A 20,710-nucleotide genomic window follows, 5' to 3' on the forward strand; every position below is an offset into this window, starting at 1 on the left:
CCTTTCATGCCTGATTCCCATAACCGCCCTGAGACCTATCTGCTATCCAAAGAATTGGAAGAAGCAGTGTCGGTCTCTGAAATAACAGCAAGACCTCTTTTGATAAAGGGCGAGCCTGGAACCGGAAAATCATTACTGGCAGAATATCTTTCCTTAAAATTTAAAAGAAAACTCTATACATGGCACGTAAAATCCACCTCTCTCGCGAAGGAAGGTTTATATTTTTATGATGCAGTTTCCAGGTTGAACGACTCTAGATTTGTAGAGGATAAGGAAAAGGTAAGAAATATAGAAAATTATATTCGGTTGGGCGCGTTAGGTGAGGCATTTTCGGATCCGAATCCTTCTGTGGTTCTGATCGATGAGATAGACAAAGCGGATATCGAATTTCCAAACGATCTACTCTTGGAATTGGATAGAATGGAGTTTTTGATTTCTGAGACAGGTAGAAGGATTGTAGCTAAGATTCGTCCGCTCACGATCATTACTTCGAACAACGAAAAGGAATTACCGGCGGCATTTTTACGTAGGTGCATTTTTCATTATATAGATTTTCCGGATCCTGCTTTTATGGGTGCGATCATAACTTCTCACTTTCCAGACATTGATAAAAATCTAATGAAGAGGTCTCTCGAAACTTTTTACGTGATCCGCGGAATGGATGATCTAAAGAAAAAGCCTGGAACAAGCGAGCTATTGGATTGGATTCAAATTTTGTCTCACATGGGTGCCAAACTTTCGGATGATACCAATATTCCATTTTTGGGAGCTCTTGTGAAGAACGAGGAAGATCTGAGACTCTTCCGATAGAGAGAAATCATGTTTTTCCCATTGTTTTACAGGCTAAAGTCCGAAGGAATTCCACTTTCTACTGTGGAATTACTGGATTTCTTGAAAGCTGTAGATGTCCTAACCCAAGGGAAACCGTTTCTTTCATTAAAAGAATTTTATACTGTTGCTAGGCTATGTTTGGTAAAAGACGTAAGGTATTACGATGCATTCGACTTGGTATTTACCGAACTTTTTGGTGAAAAAGGAATATTAACCGAACAACTTAGAAAGGAGCTGATGGACTGGCTTTCCACAGTATACGAAAATCCGAATAAGCTACCTCCCGGAATGGTGCCACCAGACGAGCTATGGGAAGAATTTCTGAATCGAATGCGCAAGCAAAAGGGAGAGCACCACGGAGGAAACTATTGGATCGGAACTGGAGGATCTTCACCTTTCGGTAACGGTGGCGTCAATCCGAGCGGCGTAAGAATCGGAGGTGAGGGCGGAGGCAAGTCTGCGGTCTTCCAAGCGATGGAAAGAAGGTACAAAGACTACAGAACGGACTCACAGCTCGATGTTCGCCAAATCAAACTTGCGCTAAAAAAACTGCGAAATCTCAGAAAGGAAGGAATTCCAGAATTCGATTTACCTAAAACAATCGATGCCACTTGCAGGAATGCGGGAGATACCGAACTGGTATTTGATAGAACTAGAAAGAACGGTATAAAGGTTCTACTTCTGATGGATACCGGAGGCAGCATGACTCCTTACGCGGAAAGAGTGAGCAAGTTGTTTTCCGCTGGTCACCAGATGAACCATTTTAAGGAATTTAAATATTACTATTTTCATAATGCTGTTTACGATTCCGTGTATCCCAAAGGAGATATGAGAAATCCGATCCCGCTAAAAACGGTTTTTAGAACGCATAAGGACGATACCAAGGTGATTCTGATCGGAGATGCTTATATGGCACCTTATGAACTTCTAGATCCGGCATACGGATTTTATCATTCTAGGTTCCGATCGGATCACCGTTTGCCTGAAGATCCAGAGTCTGGTTTGGACAGCTTCAAGAGAATTAAGGACCATTTTAAAGACAGCATCTGGATGAATCCGGAACCTAAAAGATACTGGGACGCTCCTACGATTTATGAAATCAAAAAGGTGTTCCCTATGTATTTTCTAAGCGTCGACGGCCTTGAATTAGGAATTCGTAAATTACTAAATCAAATGTAAGCTCCCTTAGATTAGGGTTGTAGAGTAAATTGGAAGTTTATCACTACTTTCTCTCTGGTCTTGACGAATAGCAAACTCGGCGGCACCACATTATAGTCACTCATCATTACGTTAAAAGTTCCTTTGACTACAACCTTTCCTGCATCCTTGGTTCCGCTCGCGAATACTTGGATTTGCTTCGTCACACCGTTGATCGTCAGGTTTCCGGTGACATCCCAACCTCCTTCTGCTTCCACTATTTTAGAAGACTGAAAGCTTACGGACTTGTAGGTTGGATAACCAAGACTTTCAATAATTGTAGAATCCCTGTTTTGGTCTCCGGAGCTGATATACTTGAACGGGATTTCGATCTTAATAGAACTTACTTTTGGATAGGAATCTTTCGAAGGAAAAGAACTCGGTTCTAAGACTACTTTTCCACATTCTGCGTTCACCGTTTCAAAAGGATGATCTACTACAAACGTTATGATTTTCTCCGAAACCTTTAACTCCTGAGCTGAAATGCTATTCAAGGAAAACAGAAGTAAAAGGAATCCGAAAGTCAAGCTAGCACGAAAAAAAAATCTCACGTAAAACTTCTCCTAAAAATAAAATACTGCAATCGCAACCGATAACGCTCCCCATCCTGCCCAGCCAACGGCTTGCATTCTATGAGCCGCGCTCGGTCCTTCTTTGGCTATATCCATTCCAATAAATGGTAAGGAAAGCATCGCAGGCAGGTGAATCAGTATCATGGCTCTGTGCGTAAAAATCGTTGTCAGTCCGGGCTCTCTTTCCAGTGGTCGAGTCGGTGCAAAAATTGCCATGGTTGCCGTAGTCAGATAAAGTCCAAAAGCAGTATAAGCTAGACTTTTGTGAATGCTCCCCGGTGTTTCCGAATCCCAGGGAGATGCATGTATCAGTAAGGAATATGCTAATGCATTTTGATTCGGATTCGAAAGCAAAAGATAATTTGCAAAAGGTTCGTACTCTCTTTTGAGGTGTCTCAATGCGTTTTCCCCAGAGAGATTTGCTGCCAACCAAAAAGTCCAAGTCAGCATCCCCAAGCCTTGGTGCCAGGTAAGCATCGATCTTCTCGTTTGGATTCTTTCCCTTTCCATTTGAATAGCCTTGGGATCCTGCTGTTCTTCTAAAAAATCAGTCGTGTATTTGATTTTGCGAAAGGAATCGTAACTAGAATAATTCAGGTAGTTTCCAAAAAGAGGATTGGACGTAAGAAAGAAAGCTTCCTGAAATCCGGCGTCTGTTCCTGAACCAAATGCATCGACTGCGAATAATGGAAACGGAAAAATACAACAGCTCAATACGAAGGCCGCAAAGCAAAGTATCTTGGTCTTTTCTAATTTCATTGATTTGGTTTATGGGAAAAATCTAAGAATCGCGTACAAAGTATTGATTCGAGGGATCTCTAGATTCTTTTCTTTTGCCATTCGTACCGCATTCCCAAGGATGGCTTCTGTCTCCATTTTTCTTCCTGCCTCAAAGTCCAGTAGCATGCTGGTCTTGTAAGGCTTCATTTTATCGCTCATATCCATTAGATTTTCAATGAAATTTTCTGGAAAGACCGCACCGAAACTTTCGCCTAACATCTGCACTTCTTGCATGATCTCAAAAATCATCCTTTTGCAAACTGGATCAGAAAGCAGTCTAGTTGTATCGCATCCTCCTGTAATGACAGAAAGAGGGTTAAAGGGTGCATTCCACATAAGCTTTTTCCATCGAGCCGACCGAATGTCATCCGAGTATTCTGTAGGAACTCCTACGTTCGAAAATAATTCTGAGATTCGTTTTGATTTAGGCGAGTCATTGCGATTCCAAGATCCGAAATTCAGCGCCCCATAATCTATGTGAGAAATCACTCCAGGGCTCAATCGATTGGCACAAACGAATGCCAATCCACTGATGATCTCAGAATTCGGAAAATCTTCGGAAACAGGTGCCTCTATACCGATCCCGTTTTGCAAAAGAACCAAAGCAGTATTCTTGGATGGTTCCCTACCCAAGATCTTTTTGATCCGAATTTCAGGTAGAACCTTCAAACAGCAGAAAATAAAATCATATTTATCTAGATCTATGTCTTCAGAAGGCCCGAAAACGTTCTCGGGATGAAAATGAAAATCCCCCCAAACACTGTTGATCTGAAAGCCGCACTTTCTGAGAAGCTCCACTTCGGATCTTACTAAAAAGTCAACTTTGCAACCTGCTTGAGAGAGTTTTCCTCCGTACAAGCCAGCAATAGCTCCGGATCCTACGACTAGTATCTTTTCCATATTCGATTCAGGTATAAAGGTATCTCTTTCTTAGAGAAGAAGTCCGAATTCCGTTTTTAGAATGCCAATCTCTAAGATACTGCTGGTATTCACGCTTGATCCAAAGGTCTGCTCGGGAAAAATCAGCGTATTCTCTTTCTCTTCTTTTAAAATCAAACCCGTGAATAATATGTTTTCCTTTGCTCCTCTTAACCGGAATTAAATAGTGTAGAATTTCATGATGTACTAAATGTTCCATAACGAAAAGCGGAACGGATTGGTTGTCCAGAACTGGACTGATCCGAATCGAGTTAGACTCTCTCTCAAAGGATCCTAATCTACGAAATCCATTTCGATTGGACCAACCGATTTGCAACTTGCTCAAGTCGAATTCTCTGAAATACTCAGTCGCAATTTTTGAAAATATTTCCTGCAAGTCAAAATAGGCTCCCGCTTGGTGGAGCTTTACCTTCCTGGTCCTTTGTCGCGCCAGGTTTTGGTCTAGGAAAGAGTGAATATTTTCTCTCCATTGTTCCTGCACTTTGAGCCCAAGAAGGCGGGAAAATAAAAGTCTCACCAAGGAATCCGAAACAGAATCATCGCAATTTTGGAAGGCAGTATGAAACTTTACTTCTAGGGTTCCCTTTGCAAATCTGATCGAGCTATTTCCATTTTTATAAGGAAAGAATTTAATCTGAATTCTATGTAAGGATAAACGAAAGTTTTTCCTGGAACGTGGAGAGAGTTCCTTCCAAATTTCGATCAGTCGATTTTCCCACTGGAATCTAACATCTTTCTCGTCCATTTTTGTTAGGACCCAAAAAAATCTCGGATCCTTTTTCTGGTCCCAGATTCTTCGGAACCGAAATTCGTTTGATTGGTCTCAAGCGAATTTGGAACACTCTGAGTGGACTTTGAGCTAGGATTTGCAAACTGTCGAATGAATACGTTTTCCGGATTGGAGATCTCTTCAATAAAGCGAGAAAGCCGGTTAAACTGCACTCCCAATCTGGAAGTAGAAGTCTGAGGATAAGTCAAGTTCAGATCTTTTTTGGCTCTAGTGATTCCGACATAAAAAAGTCTTCGTTCTTCTTCAATGTTTTTTTGGGATTTGCTAGAGGGAAATGAACCTTCGGTTACATTGAGTAAAAAAACTGAGTCGAACTCTAAACCTTTTGCAGAATGAATCGTGGATAAAGTTAAAGGCTCCTCCGTCTCGCTGCTTGCTTCTAACTTGTCTAAGTTTTTGGCAGGACCATCTAGGCTTAATTCCACTAAAAACTCGTGTAAGGTGTCGAATCTTTTCGACAAAGAAAGAAAAGAATTCAAATCCTCTAATCTTTGCTTTGCATCGTCGAACTTCTTTTCTAATATCGGTCTGTAAAACTCGATATAGCCTTCGATGAGTTTGGTTGCTGCCAAATTATTATAGTTTTGTAAAATAGATAAATCCGCCAGTTGTTTTTGGGAAGAAAAGTTACTAGATTCCAAAACTTTACCTAGTCTTCCCTGAGCATGTTCTAATAATTGTAATAGATTCTTTGCCTTCGCAATTCCAATGCCAGGGAGCAAAAGCAACACTCTTAACCATGATACCGAATCAAAAGGATTCTCATGGATACGCAAAAATGAGATAAGGTCTTTAGCATGCGCGCTTTCTACGAACTTCCGGCCACCGAATTTTTGGTAGGGAATATTTCTTCTAGTGAGTACCAACTCTAATTGCGTGGAATTCCAGCCGGAGCGAAACAGAACTGCGATATCCTTCAAAGAAATCCCGTTTTCTCTCTTTTCCAAAATAAGATCTGCGATTCCTTCCGCTTCCTCCAACTCGTCGGAAAAGGCGAGTAGTGTAGGCTTTCCCAAATCAGAATTTTTGGTGTACAGATATTTTTCGTATTTTTCGGAGAAGTTTTCTAATACCGCATTCGCGAAATTTAATATCGAAGGAGTACTACGGTAGTTTTGTTCCAAGTAAATGAGTTTTGTGCTGGGGAAAATCTTCGGAAAATCAAAAATTCCCTTCACACTGGCTCCTCTGAACGAATAGATACTTTGGGCATCATCTCCCACGACGAAAATGTTTTCGTGTTCAGATGCAAGTAGGCAGGCTATATGGGCTTGAAGTTTGTTCGTATCTTGAAATTCATCGATCATTATATATCGATAATATTCTGAAAGTTTTTTGCGCACACCTTCGTGTTGTACGAGTAGATCTCTAACATAGACTAATAGGTCATCGTAATCAAGTAAGGACCTGGATTTCTTATAAGTCTTGTATTCTTCCAAAATTTTTCGGACTTGCTCGCCCACCGAAAGAAATCTAGGATATTCCAGTTTCAGTAGATCTTCTAGGGAGGAGGAAGTGTTGATCAGAGTAGACTGCATTGAGACGAGCATCTCATTCGAAGGGAATCTGGATTTGAGGCTCGCGTATTCTCCTTCGGTACGAATCAGCTGAAGAATATCCACAGAATCCGACTCATCCAGAATAGAAAACTGGGAGTGAATTCCTAGTAGAGGCCCGTATTTTCTGAGTATATGGCTGCAAAAAGAATGAAATGTTCCGCCATGTACTTGCGAACATCTTTGGTCCAAGAGCCTTGTCGCCCTTGAAAGCATTTCCCTAGAAGCTTTTCTGGTAAAGGTAAGTAATAAGATTTGTTCGGCGGGAATTTCAGAGTCCACTAGATGTGCCAATCTGTGGACCAGGGTATTTGTTTTTCCAGTGCCAGCCCCAGCGATTACAAGCACAGGGCCGTGGATACTTGTTACGGCTTCTATTTGCTTAGAGTTTAGTTCTTTTGCGAGTTCTCGCATAGAAAGGATTAATGGTGATGGTGGTGGCCTCCTTCACCGTGCACATGTCCGTGCGAAACTTCCTCGTCCGTTGCTTCCCTTGTAGTAATAATCTGAACATCAAACACTAGATCTACTCCGGCTAAAGGATGATTTCCGTCGACCATGATAGTTTCTGCTTTGATTTCCGTAATCGTATAGATGGTCTCAGGTTCGTCCGTCTGGAACATCATTCCTACTTGCAATTCTTCATCTTGAGGGAACTGGCTTTTAGGTACATCGAAGACTAAATCTGGATTTCGTACTCCGTAAGCCTTATCTGCAGATACAGGAATGATTTTCTTGTCTCCGTCTTTCAGATTCTTGATTTCGTCCTCAAGTCCTGAAATAATTTGTCCGCCACCTTCCAAATAGGAAAGCGGGTGGCTTCCTTCCGATGAATCGATAAGATTTCCATCTTTGTCTTTAAGCGTATAATGAAAAGTGACGACTCTAGGTTTCATGAAAGATTTGGCTCCAAGTTTGGGATTTCCGGTGGTGGAAGGCTTCAGGACCGCCGTAAGAGTTACTATATATTTTTAGGGTAAGGGGACAATCAGATTTTTAGAAGCCTGCTAAAAGTCATACGAAATTTCCACTCCGAAATTTTCTACTTCCTTAATGAATAGCTCGATTCGATTCGCGAGAAAGAACCACGAATCCTTGTGAATAATATCGCTCAGAAAGTGAAGGAAACGATTTGTATGACGCGCAGAGAAATTCGGATCACCGGTATAATTGAGTAAAATAGAATAGCAGACGCATCGAATTGCTCTTTCTTGAGCAGGCATTTCGGTCATTTGGGGAAGGTTCGGTTCTTCAATTACAAGTCTGTCCTTGGAACTTCCCTCCGTTACATAAAGATTGAAATCCACAGAATTTGGGACTCTCTCTGCTGAGTAAACTTTCATCGTTTATCCTCTGTTCTCCATCGCTCCAATTGGATCAATCGACCCCAGACAGGAAGAGGGGCCTCCTTCCATCTAGCTCCATCCTTCCCAAAAGTCAATGGGAAAGACTGAATTTGTCATAGTAAAGACACAGTTTCCCGGAACGGATTTTCGTTCGAAGCAAATCTTTATCGGCAGGATAGAAGTATTGATCCGATCGTTTTTTACGTCGATTGCATAACGGTCAAATGAAAAATGTAACGTTCGTTAGACTGTATACTTTAGAGTACTTTAAAGACATACGCTCTAAAGTTCGCAAAGTCTCGCTTCGAGAGTTCTAGTTTCCTTCGGTTCCGATTTGAATTGCGGCTAAATATCCTTCTAGCATTGCTCTTTTGGCATCTATGCCGCTTGAATCTTTCGCGCCGCCTATCAAAAAGGAGAGAATTTCCGGTTTTTCCTTTTTAAACGATTCGAATAAGCTTGCATCGCTCAATTGGCCGGCGCATAAAATCACGCTGTCGCACGGAATTGTTTTTTCGCCTTCCTTTTTGGATTCGATCACGAGTCCTTGCTTGTTTACTTCTTTATAATTTAGAGAAGAAAGAAATTCTACTCCTTTGGATTGCAGCTCTTGTAATAACGCCCAAGAAGTAGTCTGTCCGAGTCCGGCTCCCACTTTTCCATTTCTACGTAAAATGGATACTTTCCTGTTTCCTGCTTCTGGATGAATTCCTACATTTGTATAAGAATCTACGTTGTACCTATGAAAGTAGGACTGTATATCCGGATCCTGTTCTTCGGTAAGTTTGTGAGCTACGTCGACTCCGATTCCGCCACCTCCGATGATCGCAACTGATTTTCCTGCTTGGAACTTGCCGTTCAAGAAGTCTACATAGTTTGCATGCGGAATATTTTCTAGTCCAGGCAGGTTTAACTCTCTTGGTTTGACTCCGGTGGCAAAAATCACAGCATCCGGTTTTAGAGAATCGAGTAATTCCAAATTCGCTTTTGTATTCAATCGAATATCTACATTCAATTTTGGTAATTCGTTTTTGAAGTAACGGACAGTCTCATAGAATTCGAACTTGCCCGGAATCTTTGCGGCAAGATTCAGTTGGCCTCCTAAAGTATCCGTGGCCTCTAACAGAATCACTTCGTGCCCTCTTAATGCAGAGACTCTGGCGGACTCCAATCCTCCCGGACCGGAGCCTATGACAACGACTCTCTTTTTCTGAGCTAAAGGAAGGTGGTTCCATTCGAGTTCTCGATTTGCGGAAGGGTTTACGAGACAAGAAACCATTTCTTCTTTGAATGTGTGGTCGAGGCAGGCTTGGTTGCAGGCAACACATGTATTGATTCTTTCAGTTTCGTTCACACGGATTTTGTTCACGATATCCGAGTCTGCGAGGAAAGGTCTTGCCATACTCACGATATCCGCTTCCCCAGAGGAAAGTACTTCTACGATCGTTTCTGGCATGTTGATACGATTGGAAGCGATGATAGGAATTCCAGGCACTGCCGCTTTTACCTTACTTGCAATTTTTGCCCAAGCTCCCCTAGGGACTAGTTGTGAAATGGTTGGAATCCTAGATTCATGCCAACCGATTCCGATATTGAGTGCGTCTGCTCCTGCTTCCTTTAATTCTTTCGCCAGAGAAACAACTTCTTCGAAGGTGGGATTTCCCGGAATTAAGTCGATTCCAGACATACGAACGATCACCGGGTAACCTGGACCTACTTGTTTGCGGATCTCCTTCATCGTTTCGATCGCAAATCTGCGTCGATTCTCTGGAGTTCCTCCAAATTCATCTGTCCGCTTATTTGTGACTGCGGAAAAGAATTGGTTCACCAGATATCCTTCCGAGGCCATTACTTCTACAGCTCTGAATCCGATTTGCTTTGCTTTTGCGGCAGAGGTACCGAAGTCTCGGATTGTCTGCCAAGCTTCTTCGTTGGAAAGTTCTTTAGGAATAAATCGATTGATAGGTGCGCGGATCGCAGAAGGTGCAACCAACTCTCTCAAGTATGCGTATCTTCCTGCATGAAATAGTTGTGCACAGAGGATTCCTTTCGGTTTGAGTGCTTGCGCGACTAACTCTAACTCTTTACAGTCTTCTTCCTTTTGGAAATCAAAGAAAATATTGGATCCTTTTGCGGCAGAGTTGACCGCGATCCCTCCGGTGGTGATTAAACAAGCTCCTCCATCGAATCTTTTTCCATAGAAAGCGATCATTCTATCCGCAGTTTCGGGGAGTCCTTCCAAACCGAGGTGCATGGAACCCATGATAATTCTATGCGGCAGAGTTTCGTTACCGATCTGAATAGGCTGAAAAATACTAGAGTTGTTTAGGGTAGACATAAGTGGATTTCTCCGAGGTGCAAGTAGAACGAGTGTACTACTTTTTAGACATTTTCCCATTTTCAAAAGCGGGCTTTTTCCGTAATCAAAAATCCTAGCTTTAATTTTGCCTAACGGCATTCGGTTTTCGGAAAATTAAGGCTCTAAATTGCGTCCATTCTCGCGTATCGTAAACTTTTTAAAGTGGGATTCGGAAATCGCAACCCTCGCCCCACGCTGATACATCCTAGCTCAAAGAAAATCGGTTAAGGGCGGAAATATAAGCGCGGGAGCAGGCTTCTATGATGTCGGTAGAGCTTCCTTTTCCTACGACTCTTTCTCCATTTCTTTCCAAAGTAACGGAAGCTTCGGCCAAAGCATCTTGGCCTTCGGTGACTGGAGAAATGACTAGTCTAGAAAGTTGCGCGTCGGAGCCGATTGCCTTTTGGATGGACTTGAAGATAGCATCCACCGGTCCGTCTCCTGTCGCAGATTCTTCCTTGGATTGTCCGAGCACAGAAATTCGAATGCTCGCAGTTGGAGTGCTTTTGGTTCCGGTAGTTACATGAAAACTTTCTAATAAGTATCGATCATCCAAGGATTTTCTAGATTCATCCGCAAATAGTGCGCGTATGTCCTCGTCGAAGACTTCTTTTTTTCTATCCGCGATTTCTAAGAATCTCTGGTAGGCAGATTCTAATTCTTCTGGTTGCGGATCGAATCCGAGCCTCACGATCCTGTCTTTGAATCCGGCCCTTCCGCTATGTCTTCCGAGTACCATTCGATTGGAAAGTACTCCGACTGTTTCAGGCTTCATGATTTCGTAGGTTTCCCTGTTTTTGATGACCCCATCCTGGTGGATTCCGGACTCGTGAGCAAAAGCGTTCGCTCCTACAATCGCCTTGTTCGGTTGGACCACCATTCCGGTAATCGTTTTTACTAAGTAGGAAGCTTTTGCGATTTCTTCCGTTTTAATTTTGGTTTGGATTCCGAAAGTGTCCTTTCTGGTTTTCAGAGCCATGACTACTTCTTCCATGGCGGTGTTTCCGGCTCTCTCGCCGATTCCGTTTACGGTGCATTCTACTTGTCTCGCTCCGTTTCGGATGGCGGCAAGACTGTTCGCAGTGGCGAGTCCGAGGTCGTTGTGACAATGCGCGGAGAAGATAGCCCTGTCGGAACTTCGAACATTTTGGATCAGAAATTTGAAAAGTTCCCCGTACTCGTAAGGAGTTGTGTATCCTACAGTATCCGGAATATTAATCGTGGTCGCGCCTGCTTCGATCACGGCTTCACAAAGCTCACGTAGAAAGGATTGCTCGGAGCGAGTCGCATCTTCCGGAGAAAATTCCACATCTTCTACAAAATCTCTGCAGATCTTTACTGCTTCTACAGCCATTTTTAGTACTTCTGCAGGCTCCTTTCCTAATTTGAATTTCATATGGATCGGAGAAGAAGCTATAAATGTATGAATTCTTTTGTGTTTGGCGGGTCGGATCGCGTTTGCTGCAGATTCGATGTCTCCTCTGGTAGCACGGGCCAGAGCAGTAATGATGGGACCTTCTACTTCCGTAGCGATTCTTTGGACAGCCTTGAATTGCACTGGAGAAGACACCGGAAAGCCTGCTTCAATCACATCTACATTCATCTGGGCCAAGTGAAGCGCGATTTCTATCTTTTCGTTTTCGCTCATGGCCGCCCCAGGACATTGCTCTCCGTCTCTCAGGGTAGTATCAAAAATTCGAACGTAATCCAATGCAGACTTCATTTTGCTACCTAATCTTTTCTTTCCAAATTTCTTGCACAAATTGCAAAGTAAACTGAATAATATTCCTGATTCATCCAGAATCAGTTCCTTGGAAAATTATATGCTAGATGCACCCGAATTCTACGCATTTTCGTTTCGAGCAAACGATTGCAATATAGCCTCCCAACTATATTCCCAAATCTTTGATGGCACCATCATCCAATCGTCAGTTCCGCACTCAGAACTACTGTTACAAAATCAGATTAGAATCATATTCAGTAAGGAAAGTGAGAATTGCCCGGTGCAACCCGGAACCCTGGTTTTCAGACTAGATTCTACCCGTTGGCCCAAATGGACCGAACTTCTAGTTTCCAACGGATTTGTGTTAGAGGCCACGCTAGAAAGGTATATTTCCTTTCTTGATCCCTGGAAGAACAGAATTTGGCTCTTCGATTCCGGGGAAGGTTAGTTGCGAAAGTCAAATTTCTCATTCGTGGAGGAATACGGAGTCTCTAACCGGGGAAGGGTTGCTGGTACTCTTTTCCTTCCTTGAGAGCCCTTTCGGAAAGCTTTTTTGCGTCTTCTCCCAGGTATCTTTCTATCAATGAATGTGCAAGGTAGATGACCGGAGTGATCGCGATTGCGATTCCGAGTTTATAGAGAAAGTTCGTGGACGAAATCTTATTCAGAGTCTCGAATTCATACTGCCCGAAGTAGGCGATAAAGATCACGACATAAGAATCCAAAAGTTGAGAGATAATCGTGGATCCAGTTGCCCTGAGCCAAATGAATCTGTTTTTCGTTCTCATTCGGAGAAAGTGAAATACCTGAATATCCAAAAGTTGTCCGAGCAAGTAGGCAACCACAGATCCTGCGATGACTCGCCCCGAATTGGCAAAAACTGTCTGAAATGAATGGTCATCTACCGGAGAATTCGATACAGCCGGGATTCCTAGGTCCAGTTGGATGAGAAAGTAGGCAAATACGATCATTCCCATGCCTACAATGGTGAGATAACGCACTCCTCTTCGTCCATAATACTCATTGAGCAAGTCTGTGACGATAAATGTGACCGGAAAGGGAATCACACCTATGGTCATCGTAAATCCGAAGGATTGTATCCATTTTGAGCCGGTCAGCTCGGCCAGGATCAAGAAAGTAAGGAAGAGTGCGCTCAGTACAAAATATAGTTTGAAAGGGCGATGGAATTCCATCGCGGAAGAATATGTCTTAAAGATATGGGTGTCAATCAAAGAAAGCAGGTTTTCAACAAAGGTTTGACATCGGGGACGGATACGAATCCCTGGAAGCAAGTCGGAGCTTTATTTTTTCTCTCCGCGATTCGATATATAAATAGAGCTCCAATGAAAAAAATACAACAAGAAGACCAACAACCGCTAGCGGAACTAATCCGCCCCATTCCGTTCCAGAAAAAGAAAACCAATGTTTGGCAGACAGTCTTTGTATCTGTTTCCTGGATTTTACTTTCCGGAGTTTCGTTTTATTTCGGATTACAAGCCCTCAAATCGAATGCAGGAGCTCCACATTCTCAAGCGCAACAGGTTCAAACTGTGCAATTTGCGAATTCGAGCGTAAAATCGGAATCTGGTCCGAGCAGCCTTTCGCTGTTATATGATAACGTCCGAAAATGGTGGAACAGCTCCGAATTGCTTTCTCAAGGAGAAAGCGGCGGTTCCGGGTCTTCTTCCTCTGAGCCTCAGAGTGAAGAGGATGTACAATTCAAGGCTTCTACCTGGTTTTCGGACTACGAAGCGATGAAACGTACAGTTCATTTGTACAATGAAATCCATCCGTTTATCTATGGTTTCAAGGGAAGGTCTACTAATTCTGGAGACCTGTATTCACTTTGGGGGCCTACCCAAAAGCACGCAAGAGTCGCAGAATTGAGATCCTTGAATCCGAATGTGAAGATCATTCCGACTATTTTTCGCTGGGAGAATAAATTCGAGAAGATCTCCGAAAATATCGGAATGAACGGAAGATCCGATATTCGAGATAAGCATATTCAGAATATTTTATATGAAATCGATACCTACGGATACGACGGGATAGATATCGATTATGAAGGTATGAGCTGCGAAAAGAAAGATAAGTTCGAAGAGTTTATCGTTCTACTCTCTAAGGAAGTACACAAGCGCGGTAAATTACTCTCAGTAGCTGTGCATCCAAAAACGAACGCCAAAAAAACGGTTCAAAAGAACTGCTCTGGTCTAAAGTCTAAAATCAGCGTAGACTTTGCAGAAAACTGGAGAGGGCCGATGACTCACGACTACGAGTTTTTAGCTCAGCACGCGGATCGTATCAAAGTCATGGCGTATGAGTTGCACCCTAGAAAATACAGAAATCCCGGACCTGGACCTCAGGCGCCGAATGTCTGGATCCGCAATATTATAGAATATGCGAAGGAAAGAGTTCCTTCCAAAAAATTGTTTATGGCGATTCCGACGTACGGATACGATTGGGCTTTAAACTGTAACGCAAAGATCAAATCGGTATATTGGTCGGATGCATTAAGAAAACAGCAAATTGGTGTGACTAGGCAACCTACGAATATCGATCAGGTGCTAGCGGCTAACAAGAGTTCCGCGACCTGGAGCAATCTTTCCAAGTTTAGCTGGGTTCACACCGGAAAAACCTATGAAGATCCGAGCATTTGGTATCACTCAGAAGGTTGTGACCGAGTTGCGTTCTTTATGAATCGCAAAGCATTTGAAGAAAAGATGACCCTTCTCAGATCCTACGACATAGGTGGATTTTCTTTTTGGCAATTGCTCTCGGACAATGACCCTGGAATCAACACCTATCTAGAGCTTCTTGTTACCAACAAACTTCCTCCTGTGCAAAAAGCTCAGCCTAAGACAAAGATAGAAGACGTAAAACAATCTCCTCCTGAAGAAGAGCAAGGTGAAGAGGCTAAGAACACAGAGGACCTTGTTCGAAAATAAAAAGACCAAGATTTCGGAAGATCCTATCGAAGCAGCTTCGACGCTCCGCCAAGGTGGGATCGTGGTCTTTCCCACGGAAACAGTCTACGGAATCGGCGCAGACTCCAGAAACCACGAAGCTTGCCATAGAATTTACAAGATCAAGAACCGTCCTTCGGACAATCCGTTGATCGTTCATGTGGCTCAAGTATTAGAAATTCATGAAATTGTAGAATTACCTGAATCTTTTGAAAAACTATTGGACTTGTTTATGCCAGGTCCCCTTACTTTGGTCGGTAAAAAGAAGGATCAAACCACCTTTTCTTCAGGCTTAGCGACCATAGCGATCCGAGTCCCGGAGAATTCCAGTGCGAGAGAAATGCTCCAGAGCTTTGGGGGACCTGTTTCTGCTCCTTCCGCGAATTTATCAGGCAGACCCTCCATCACTAGATTTAACGACGCAGTTGAAGAATTTTCCGGCAAAGTGGATTTGATCCTGAAGGGAGAGGAGCCTAAAATCGGAATAGAATCCACGGTGCTAGATGGAACCGCAAACCCGCCTAGAATTTTACGACCAGGATTTTATGATTTAGAAGATCTAAAAGCGATCTATCCGAATTTGGAATCTGCTGACCCTCAGGCTTTTTCTGAAAAGCCTTCTAGTCCAGGGATGAAATACAGACATTATGCACCTGATTGCAAGGTGATTTTGAGCGATACATTCCCTGAATCAAAACCAATGATAGGTGTGATCGGTATAGGGATCGGTGCCCTTTGGGAATATTCTGTAAATGTAAAGGACAATCACGAATACATGAAGGAGCTCTATTCTTTTTTCAGAGACTGCGATAAGAAGAAATTAGAGCTCGCGGTTTGCATGCATCCTTCCAAAGCTCCAGGTGAAGAGGCACTTCTGAATCGGATTCGAAAAGCCAGCGAAGGTAGCGGAGAAAATTAATACTTCCTCCTGTGATTTTCAGTTTAATTGATTTCCTTTTCCAGAATCGAGACTGCTAGATCCGAATAGTAAAGATTTCCCCTAGAATTTGCGAAAGTTTTTACCGCCTCTTCCAAAAAGGAAAATCTGGATAGGATAGTCTTTTGTGCGAGTCCAGGCCGCAGATCATGAATCAGATCCTTCCAGGAATAGGTTCCCGGCCAATATTTGATTCTGATATTTTTAGCTCCGATTTTTGCCTTCGCTTTATCTAGAATTTCTAATAAAGAAGAACAAGAATCTATAAAACCTGCCTTTTGAAAGGTTTTGCCTATAAAAACTCTGCCTTCTCCCCATTTTGATTCGAGCTCTTTGTGGCTAGTTTTGCGAGATTCAATCACTCTTTGATAAAACTGGTCTCTGGAACGAAGTACTTCCTTTTTTAGAAACTGTTCGGAGTTTTTGCCTAGCTTGCCGTATTCGGATAATATCTCTCTGTATGGATAAAATCCTATCCGTTCTTTTTTCACCCCGACTTTCTCGTACAGACCTTTCATGTCCAAGCGTAGCATTACGGCTCCGATGGATCCTACGATCGAATATGGTGAAGAATGTATCTCATGGCTGCCGCAAGCCAGATAATATCCGCCCGAAGCTGCTACATTCAGAACGTAGGTATATACCGGTTTTACTTCGGAGACTTTCTTTATTTCTCTGTAAAGTAGTTCCGAAACCAGAGCGGAACCTCCCGGGGAATTCATCTCTAAGACTACCGCAGAGACTTTTGGATCCTCTTTCAGATCCTTTAGTATGTTTTTATAATATCTGTAAGATACTTGTCTAGACCTAAAATCCTCTTCTCTACCTAAATCAGGGAGTATATTTCCTTGGATGGGAAGGACAACTACAATCGGACTGAATTTCGGGAGTAACTTGAACTGTTCCAGCTTTGAGTGTAATATTAGAGCCTTGACGCTGAGTGATTTATAGTCCGGCTTCACTTTCAGGTCGGGGTTTGGACTATTATAATCTTTGAATGTATAATTGTCTCTGAAGCTATCTTCTTCGATAAGATCCGTAAGAAATTTGTTTTGATAGAGCTGTTCCGCTGTCAAAATTGGTTCTTCGAGCAAGGAAAGTTTCAGTCCTGAGGTGGCGCGAAAGGACTCTTCCAAAAATTGTTTTTGGTCCGAAAGCAACGACTCCAAATTCTTTTTGGCAGGTGGGGAAAAGGAGGTTCTTTGAAAAGTTTCTCCAAAAGCTTTAAAAGCTCCGCTTGCATACGCCTCTACATTCACTCCGAATTTTTTTGCAGTTCCTCCAAAAAAGTAAGGCTCCGCAGAAGGTAAGACCGGAAAGAATTCTGAAGCTGAAGAGGAATAACGTTCATCGCAATGTGAGAGTAGTAAAAGAGATTTCACTCCTCCTCCTAAGGAATAACCGGCGACTTTAATTCCTTTTTTCTTCAAGGAAAGTATGGACTGGCATAGGTTCCAGACCTCTCCATAACCATATTCAGGTAATTCAAAATGAAGAGATATTTTCCTGAGTCCTTTCACTCTAGAGAGGGTTCTAAGTCCGATCAGGAAATCTACGAAGAATGGATTCTCTTCTTTTGCTAAAAAGAACTTAATAAAAAAGGATTTTTTATCATAAGAAAAGGAGGAGGGGACATCCAAGAAAAAATGGTCGCCCTTTCGAATTCGAAAACTCACCAAACGCCAAAAGTAGAACAGAGTCCGAACCGGTAATAAAAGAAGATAGAGGAGTTTCGCGAGCATTTTAGATCCTTAAACCGACCAAAGTATTTTGAATATAAGAGACGGAAAACGTAAAATTCGTTTTTGAAAACGACTTTCCAGGCCACTGCGATCAGAATTCTCTGAACCAAGGTAGGGTTAAAAACTTGGATCATATCCGGATACGCGGTGCAAGAGAGCACAATCTCAAAAATATCAATCTGGATATTCCTAGGGACAAGTTGGTGGTGATCACAGGGCTTTCCGGCTCCGGGAAATCCTCCTTGGCTTTCGATACGATTTATGCAGAAGGACAGAGAAGATACGTAGAGAGCCTTTCTTCTTATGCACGGCAATTCCTAGGACAAATGGAAAAGCCTGACTTGGATTTGATCGAAGGTTTGTCCCCGGCGATTTCCATCGAACAAAAAACGACTCACAGAAACCCTCGATCTACAGTAGGAACTGTTACTGAGATTTACGACTACTTACGCTTGTTATACGCTAGAATCGGAAAGCCGCACTGTCCCGTATGTGGGACTCCGATTCAGTCGTCTTCCGTGGATCAAATCACCGAGAAAATCCTTTCGTATCCGGAAGGCACTAAGATCCAAATTCTATCTCCTATTGTTTCCGGCAAAAAGGGGGAGCACAAGGATGTGATCGATAAAATCAGAAAAGACGGTTTTCATAGAGTAAGAATCAACGGAGAGACGAAGACTTTAGACGAAGAGATCACTTTCAAAAAAAGTTTTAAAGCCACTATTGATATCGTAGTTGATAGAATCGTAATGAAGGACGGGATTCGGTCCCGTCTCGCTGATTCTGTGGAAACTGCTCTCAAGCAATCCGAAGGCAGTCTGATCGTAGATGATGGAAAGAAGGACCATCTTTTTTCCCAAAAGCTCGCGTGCCCGAATCACCCGGACGAATCATTACCGGAATTATCTCCTAGATTATTTTCTTTTAATTCTCCCTATGGTGCCTGCGAAACCTGCGATGGTCTCGGTAGCCTGCTAGAATTTGACGAGGATCTGCTTGTTACTGATCCGGAGCTTTCTTTGGTGGAAGGTTGTATCGAAGCTTGGTCTGGCTCTAAGAGCAATAGCTACTGGTTTTTGACCACGGTTCATTCGATGGCAAAGACTTTAAAATTTAATTATAATACTCCGTGGAAGGACCTCCCCGAAAAAGTAAAGAAGACAGTACTTTACGGAGATAAGAACTTAAAAATAGAATACGATTTCAAGAAAGAGAATTCCAGATTCGAATTTACTAGAGAATTTGAAGGTGTGATTCCGAATTTGCAACGCAGGTTTAAGGAAGCCTCGGAAGGCAGGAGGCAAATCTTAGAAGGGTTTATGACAAATCATCCTTGCCCGGCTTGCAAAGGAAGGCGCCTAAAGCCCGTTAGCTTGGCTGTGCAGGTAGAATCCGTTACAATCGACAAATTTACCGGATACAGCGTGGAAAGGGCTTTGGGTTTTGTTCGAACTATGAAACCGAAAGGTTCTGAGGAGATCATCGCAAAACCGATCTTGAAGGAGATCCAACAAAGGCTGACCTTTTTGAACGATGTTGGAGTAGGATATCTGACCTTAGATCGGAGTGCAGGTTCACTGTCCGGCGGAGAAGCGCAAAGAATTAGACTCGCTACTCAAATCGGGTCCAGACTCCAAGGTGTATTATATATTTTAGATGAACCTTCCATCGGATTGCACCAAAGAGATAATTCTAAATTGATCCACACTCTCAAGGATTTGCGGGACCTGGGAAATACCGTTTTGGTAGTAGAGCACGACCACGAGACGATGGAAGAAGCAGACTGGCTCATAGATATGGGCCCAGGTGCGGGAGTTCACGGTGGTGAGATAGTTTGCGAAGGAACTCCCACAGATGTATCTAAGAGCAAGAATTCTCTCACTGGAAAGTATCTTTCGGGGCGCTTGAATATTCCTGTGCCTGCCCAGCTCAGAAACGGAAATGGAAAGCTAATCAAAATCCTAGGTGCAAAGGAAAACAATTTAAAAAATATTAATATTACGCTTCCTTTAGGAAGGCTTGTAGTAGTGACAGGAGTATCCGGATCTGGAAAATCCACCTTGATCAACGATATTTTGTACAATGCGGCCGCACAAAAGGTTATGAAAATGCGCACCCTTCCGGGAAAGCACGACAAGATACAAGGACTGGAAGAAATCGATAAGGTGATCAATATAGACCAGTCTCCGATCGGGCGAACTCCTCGCTCTAACCCGGCTACTTATACCGGGATATTTACTCCGGTTCGAGAACTGTTTTCCGGTGTAGAAGATTCCAAATTGAGAGGATATGCCCCGGGAAGATTCAGTTTTAACGTGAGCGGAGGAAGGTGCGAGACCTGCGAAGGGGATGGAATCTTAAAAATCGAAATGCACTTTTTGCCGGACGTGTATGTGGTCTGCGATTCTTGCAAAGGAAAGAGATACAACCAAGAAACATTAGAAGTAAAATACAAAGGAAAGAATGTCTTCGAAGTTCTTGAGATGACCATAGAGGAGGCTGTCCAATTTTTCGAAAATATTCCTACGCTCAAGAGGAAGTTGGAAACACTCATGGAAGTAGGTCTTGGTTATATCAAATTAGGTCAGCCCGCGACTACCTTTTCCGGTGGAGAAGCACAGAGGATCAAACTTGCGACCGAATTGTCAAAGAGAGCTACCGGTAAGACTCTTTACATTTTGGACGAGCCAACCACAGGTCTTCATTTTGAAGATGTCAAGCATTTGCTCACTGTATTGCACACCTTGGTCGACAGGGGAAATTCTATGATCGTGATCGAACACAATCTGGACGTGATCAAGCAAGCGGATTGGATCTTGGACATGGGCCCGGAAGGAGGGGAAGGGGGAGGACAATTGATTGCGGAAGGAACTCCTACAGAAGTATCTAAAGTAAAGAACTCCTTCACCGGACAATATTTGAAAAAGATTCTCGGGAATAACGGCAAAAATTGAGATATTAGTAGACCAGAGGGT

The 20,710-nt window shown here is 42.9% G+C and carries 17 protein-coding genes; 6 read left to right on the top strand and 11 right to left on the bottom strand.

What is annotated here, in order from left to right; genetic code table 11:
* Positions 1-6 precede the first annotated feature (6 nt).
* Both CH373_RS15255 and CH373_RS15260 read left to right on the top strand, forming a co-directional pair.
* Positions 7-810 (top strand): AAA family ATPase, encoded by an 804-nt coding sequence (locus CH373_RS15255; RefSeq protein ID WP_100714017.1) that lies wholly within the window; start codon positions 7-9, stop codon positions 808-810.
* Between the two features lie 9 nt (positions 811-819).
* Positions 820-2,010: a VWA domain-containing protein gene (locus CH373_RS15260; protein WP_100714018.1), complete on the top strand. Its 1,191-nt coding sequence runs from the start codon at positions 820-822 to the stop codon at positions 2,008-2,010.
* Between the two features lie 11 nt (positions 2,011-2,021).
* Here CH373_RS15260 and CH373_RS15265 read toward each other — a convergent pair whose 3' ends face one another.
* The 9 genes from CH373_RS15265 to CH373_RS15305 form a co-directional block, all read right to left on the bottom strand.
* Positions 2,022-2,579, bottom strand: coding sequence for a YceI family protein (locus CH373_RS15265; RefSeq protein WP_100714019.1), 558 nt, complete (start codon positions 2,577-2,579; stop codon positions 2,022-2,024).
* Between the two features lie 12 nt (positions 2,580-2,591).
* On the bottom strand, positions 2,592-3,359 hold the full coding sequence (locus CH373_RS15270) for a hypothetical protein (RefSeq protein ID WP_100714020.1): 768 nt from the start codon (positions 3,357-3,359) through the stop codon (positions 2,592-2,594).
* A 9-nt stretch (positions 3,360-3,368) separates the two neighbouring features.
* Positions 3,369-4,280, bottom strand: a complete 912-nt coding sequence (locus CH373_RS15275) for a ketopantoate reductase family protein (protein ID WP_100714021.1) — start codon at positions 4,278-4,280, stop codon at positions 3,369-3,371.
* A gap of 7 nt (positions 4,281-4,287) precedes the next feature.
* On the bottom strand, positions 4,288-5,064 hold the full coding sequence (locus CH373_RS15280; RefSeq protein WP_100714022.1) for a SprT-like domain-containing protein: 777 nt from the start codon (positions 5,062-5,064) through the stop codon (positions 4,288-4,290).
* A 5-nt stretch (positions 5,065-5,069) separates the two neighbouring features.
* Positions 5,070-7,079 (bottom strand): ATP-dependent helicase, encoded by a 2,010-nt coding sequence (locus CH373_RS15285; protein WP_100714023.1) that lies wholly within the window; start codon positions 7,077-7,079, stop codon positions 5,070-5,072.
* An 8-nt stretch (positions 7,080-7,087) separates the two neighbouring features.
* Positions 7,088-7,561, bottom strand: coding sequence for an FKBP-type peptidyl-prolyl cis-trans isomerase (locus CH373_RS15290; RefSeq protein WP_100714024.1), 474 nt, complete (start codon positions 7,559-7,561; stop codon positions 7,088-7,090).
* Between the two features lie 111 nt (positions 7,562-7,672).
* Positions 7,673-8,008, bottom strand: a complete 336-nt coding sequence (locus CH373_RS15295; protein ID WP_100714025.1) for an LIC14007 family protein — start codon at positions 8,006-8,008, stop codon at positions 7,673-7,675.
* A 316-nt stretch (positions 8,009-8,324) separates the two neighbouring features.
* Positions 8,325-10,349, bottom strand: coding sequence for an oxidoreductase (locus CH373_RS15300; protein ID WP_100714115.1), 2,025 nt, complete (start codon positions 10,347-10,349; stop codon positions 8,325-8,327).
* A gap of 226 nt (positions 10,350-10,575) precedes the next feature.
* On the bottom strand, positions 10,576-12,093 hold the full coding sequence (locus CH373_RS15305; protein WP_100714026.1) for a 2-isopropylmalate synthase: 1,518 nt from the start codon (positions 12,091-12,093) through the stop codon (positions 10,576-10,578).
* A 100-nt stretch (positions 12,094-12,193) separates the two neighbouring features.
* Between CH373_RS15305 and CH373_RS15310 the strand changes: the two genes are divergently transcribed.
* Positions 12,194-12,541 (top strand): hypothetical protein, encoded by a 348-nt coding sequence (locus CH373_RS15310; protein WP_100714116.1) that lies wholly within the window; start codon positions 12,194-12,196, stop codon positions 12,539-12,541.
* A 43-nt stretch (positions 12,542-12,584) separates the two neighbouring features.
* On the opposite strand, the gene CH373_RS15315 is transcribed toward CH373_RS15310, so the two are convergent.
* On the bottom strand, positions 12,585-13,286 hold the full coding sequence (locus CH373_RS15315) for a queuosine precursor transporter (RefSeq protein WP_100714027.1): 702 nt from the start codon (positions 13,284-13,286) through the stop codon (positions 12,585-12,587).
* Positions 13,287-13,436: 150 nt separating this feature from the next.
* Between CH373_RS15315 and CH373_RS15320 the strand changes: the two genes are divergently transcribed.
* Positions 13,437-15,038 (top strand): glycosyl hydrolase family 18 protein, encoded by a 1,602-nt coding sequence (locus tag CH373_RS15320; RefSeq protein WP_243393428.1) that lies wholly within the window; start codon positions 13,437-13,439, stop codon positions 15,036-15,038.
* Positions 15,025-15,975: an L-threonylcarbamoyladenylate synthase gene (locus tag CH373_RS15325; RefSeq protein WP_100714029.1), complete on the top strand. Its 951-nt coding sequence runs from the start codon at positions 15,025-15,027 to the stop codon at positions 15,973-15,975. The genes CH373_RS15320 and CH373_RS15325 overlap by 14 nt, the downstream gene beginning before the upstream one ends.
* 23 nt (positions 15,976-15,998) lie before the next feature.
* Here the strand turns inward: CH373_RS15325 and CH373_RS15330 are convergent, their stop codons facing one another.
* Positions 15,999-17,735 carry a S49 family peptidase gene (locus CH373_RS15330; protein WP_100714030.1) on the bottom strand — a complete coding sequence of 579 codons (1,737 nt, stop codon included), beginning with the start codon at positions 17,733-17,735 and terminating at the stop codon, positions 15,999-16,001.
* Between the two features lie 125 nt (positions 17,736-17,860).
* On the opposite strand from CH373_RS15330, the gene uvrA reads away from it, so the two are divergent.
* The gene (gene uvrA, locus CH373_RS15335; protein ID WP_100714031.1) at positions 17,861-20,689 is read left to right on the top strand and encodes an excinuclease ABC subunit UvrA; all 2,829 of its coding nucleotides are present in this window, start codon (positions 17,861-17,863) and stop codon (positions 20,687-20,689) included.
* Positions 20,690-20,710 lie beyond the last annotated feature (21 nt).

Source organism: Leptospira perolatii (genome assembly GCF_002811875.1).
GTDB lineage: Bacteria > Spirochaetota > Leptospiria > Leptospirales > Leptospiraceae > Leptospira_B > Leptospira_B perolatii.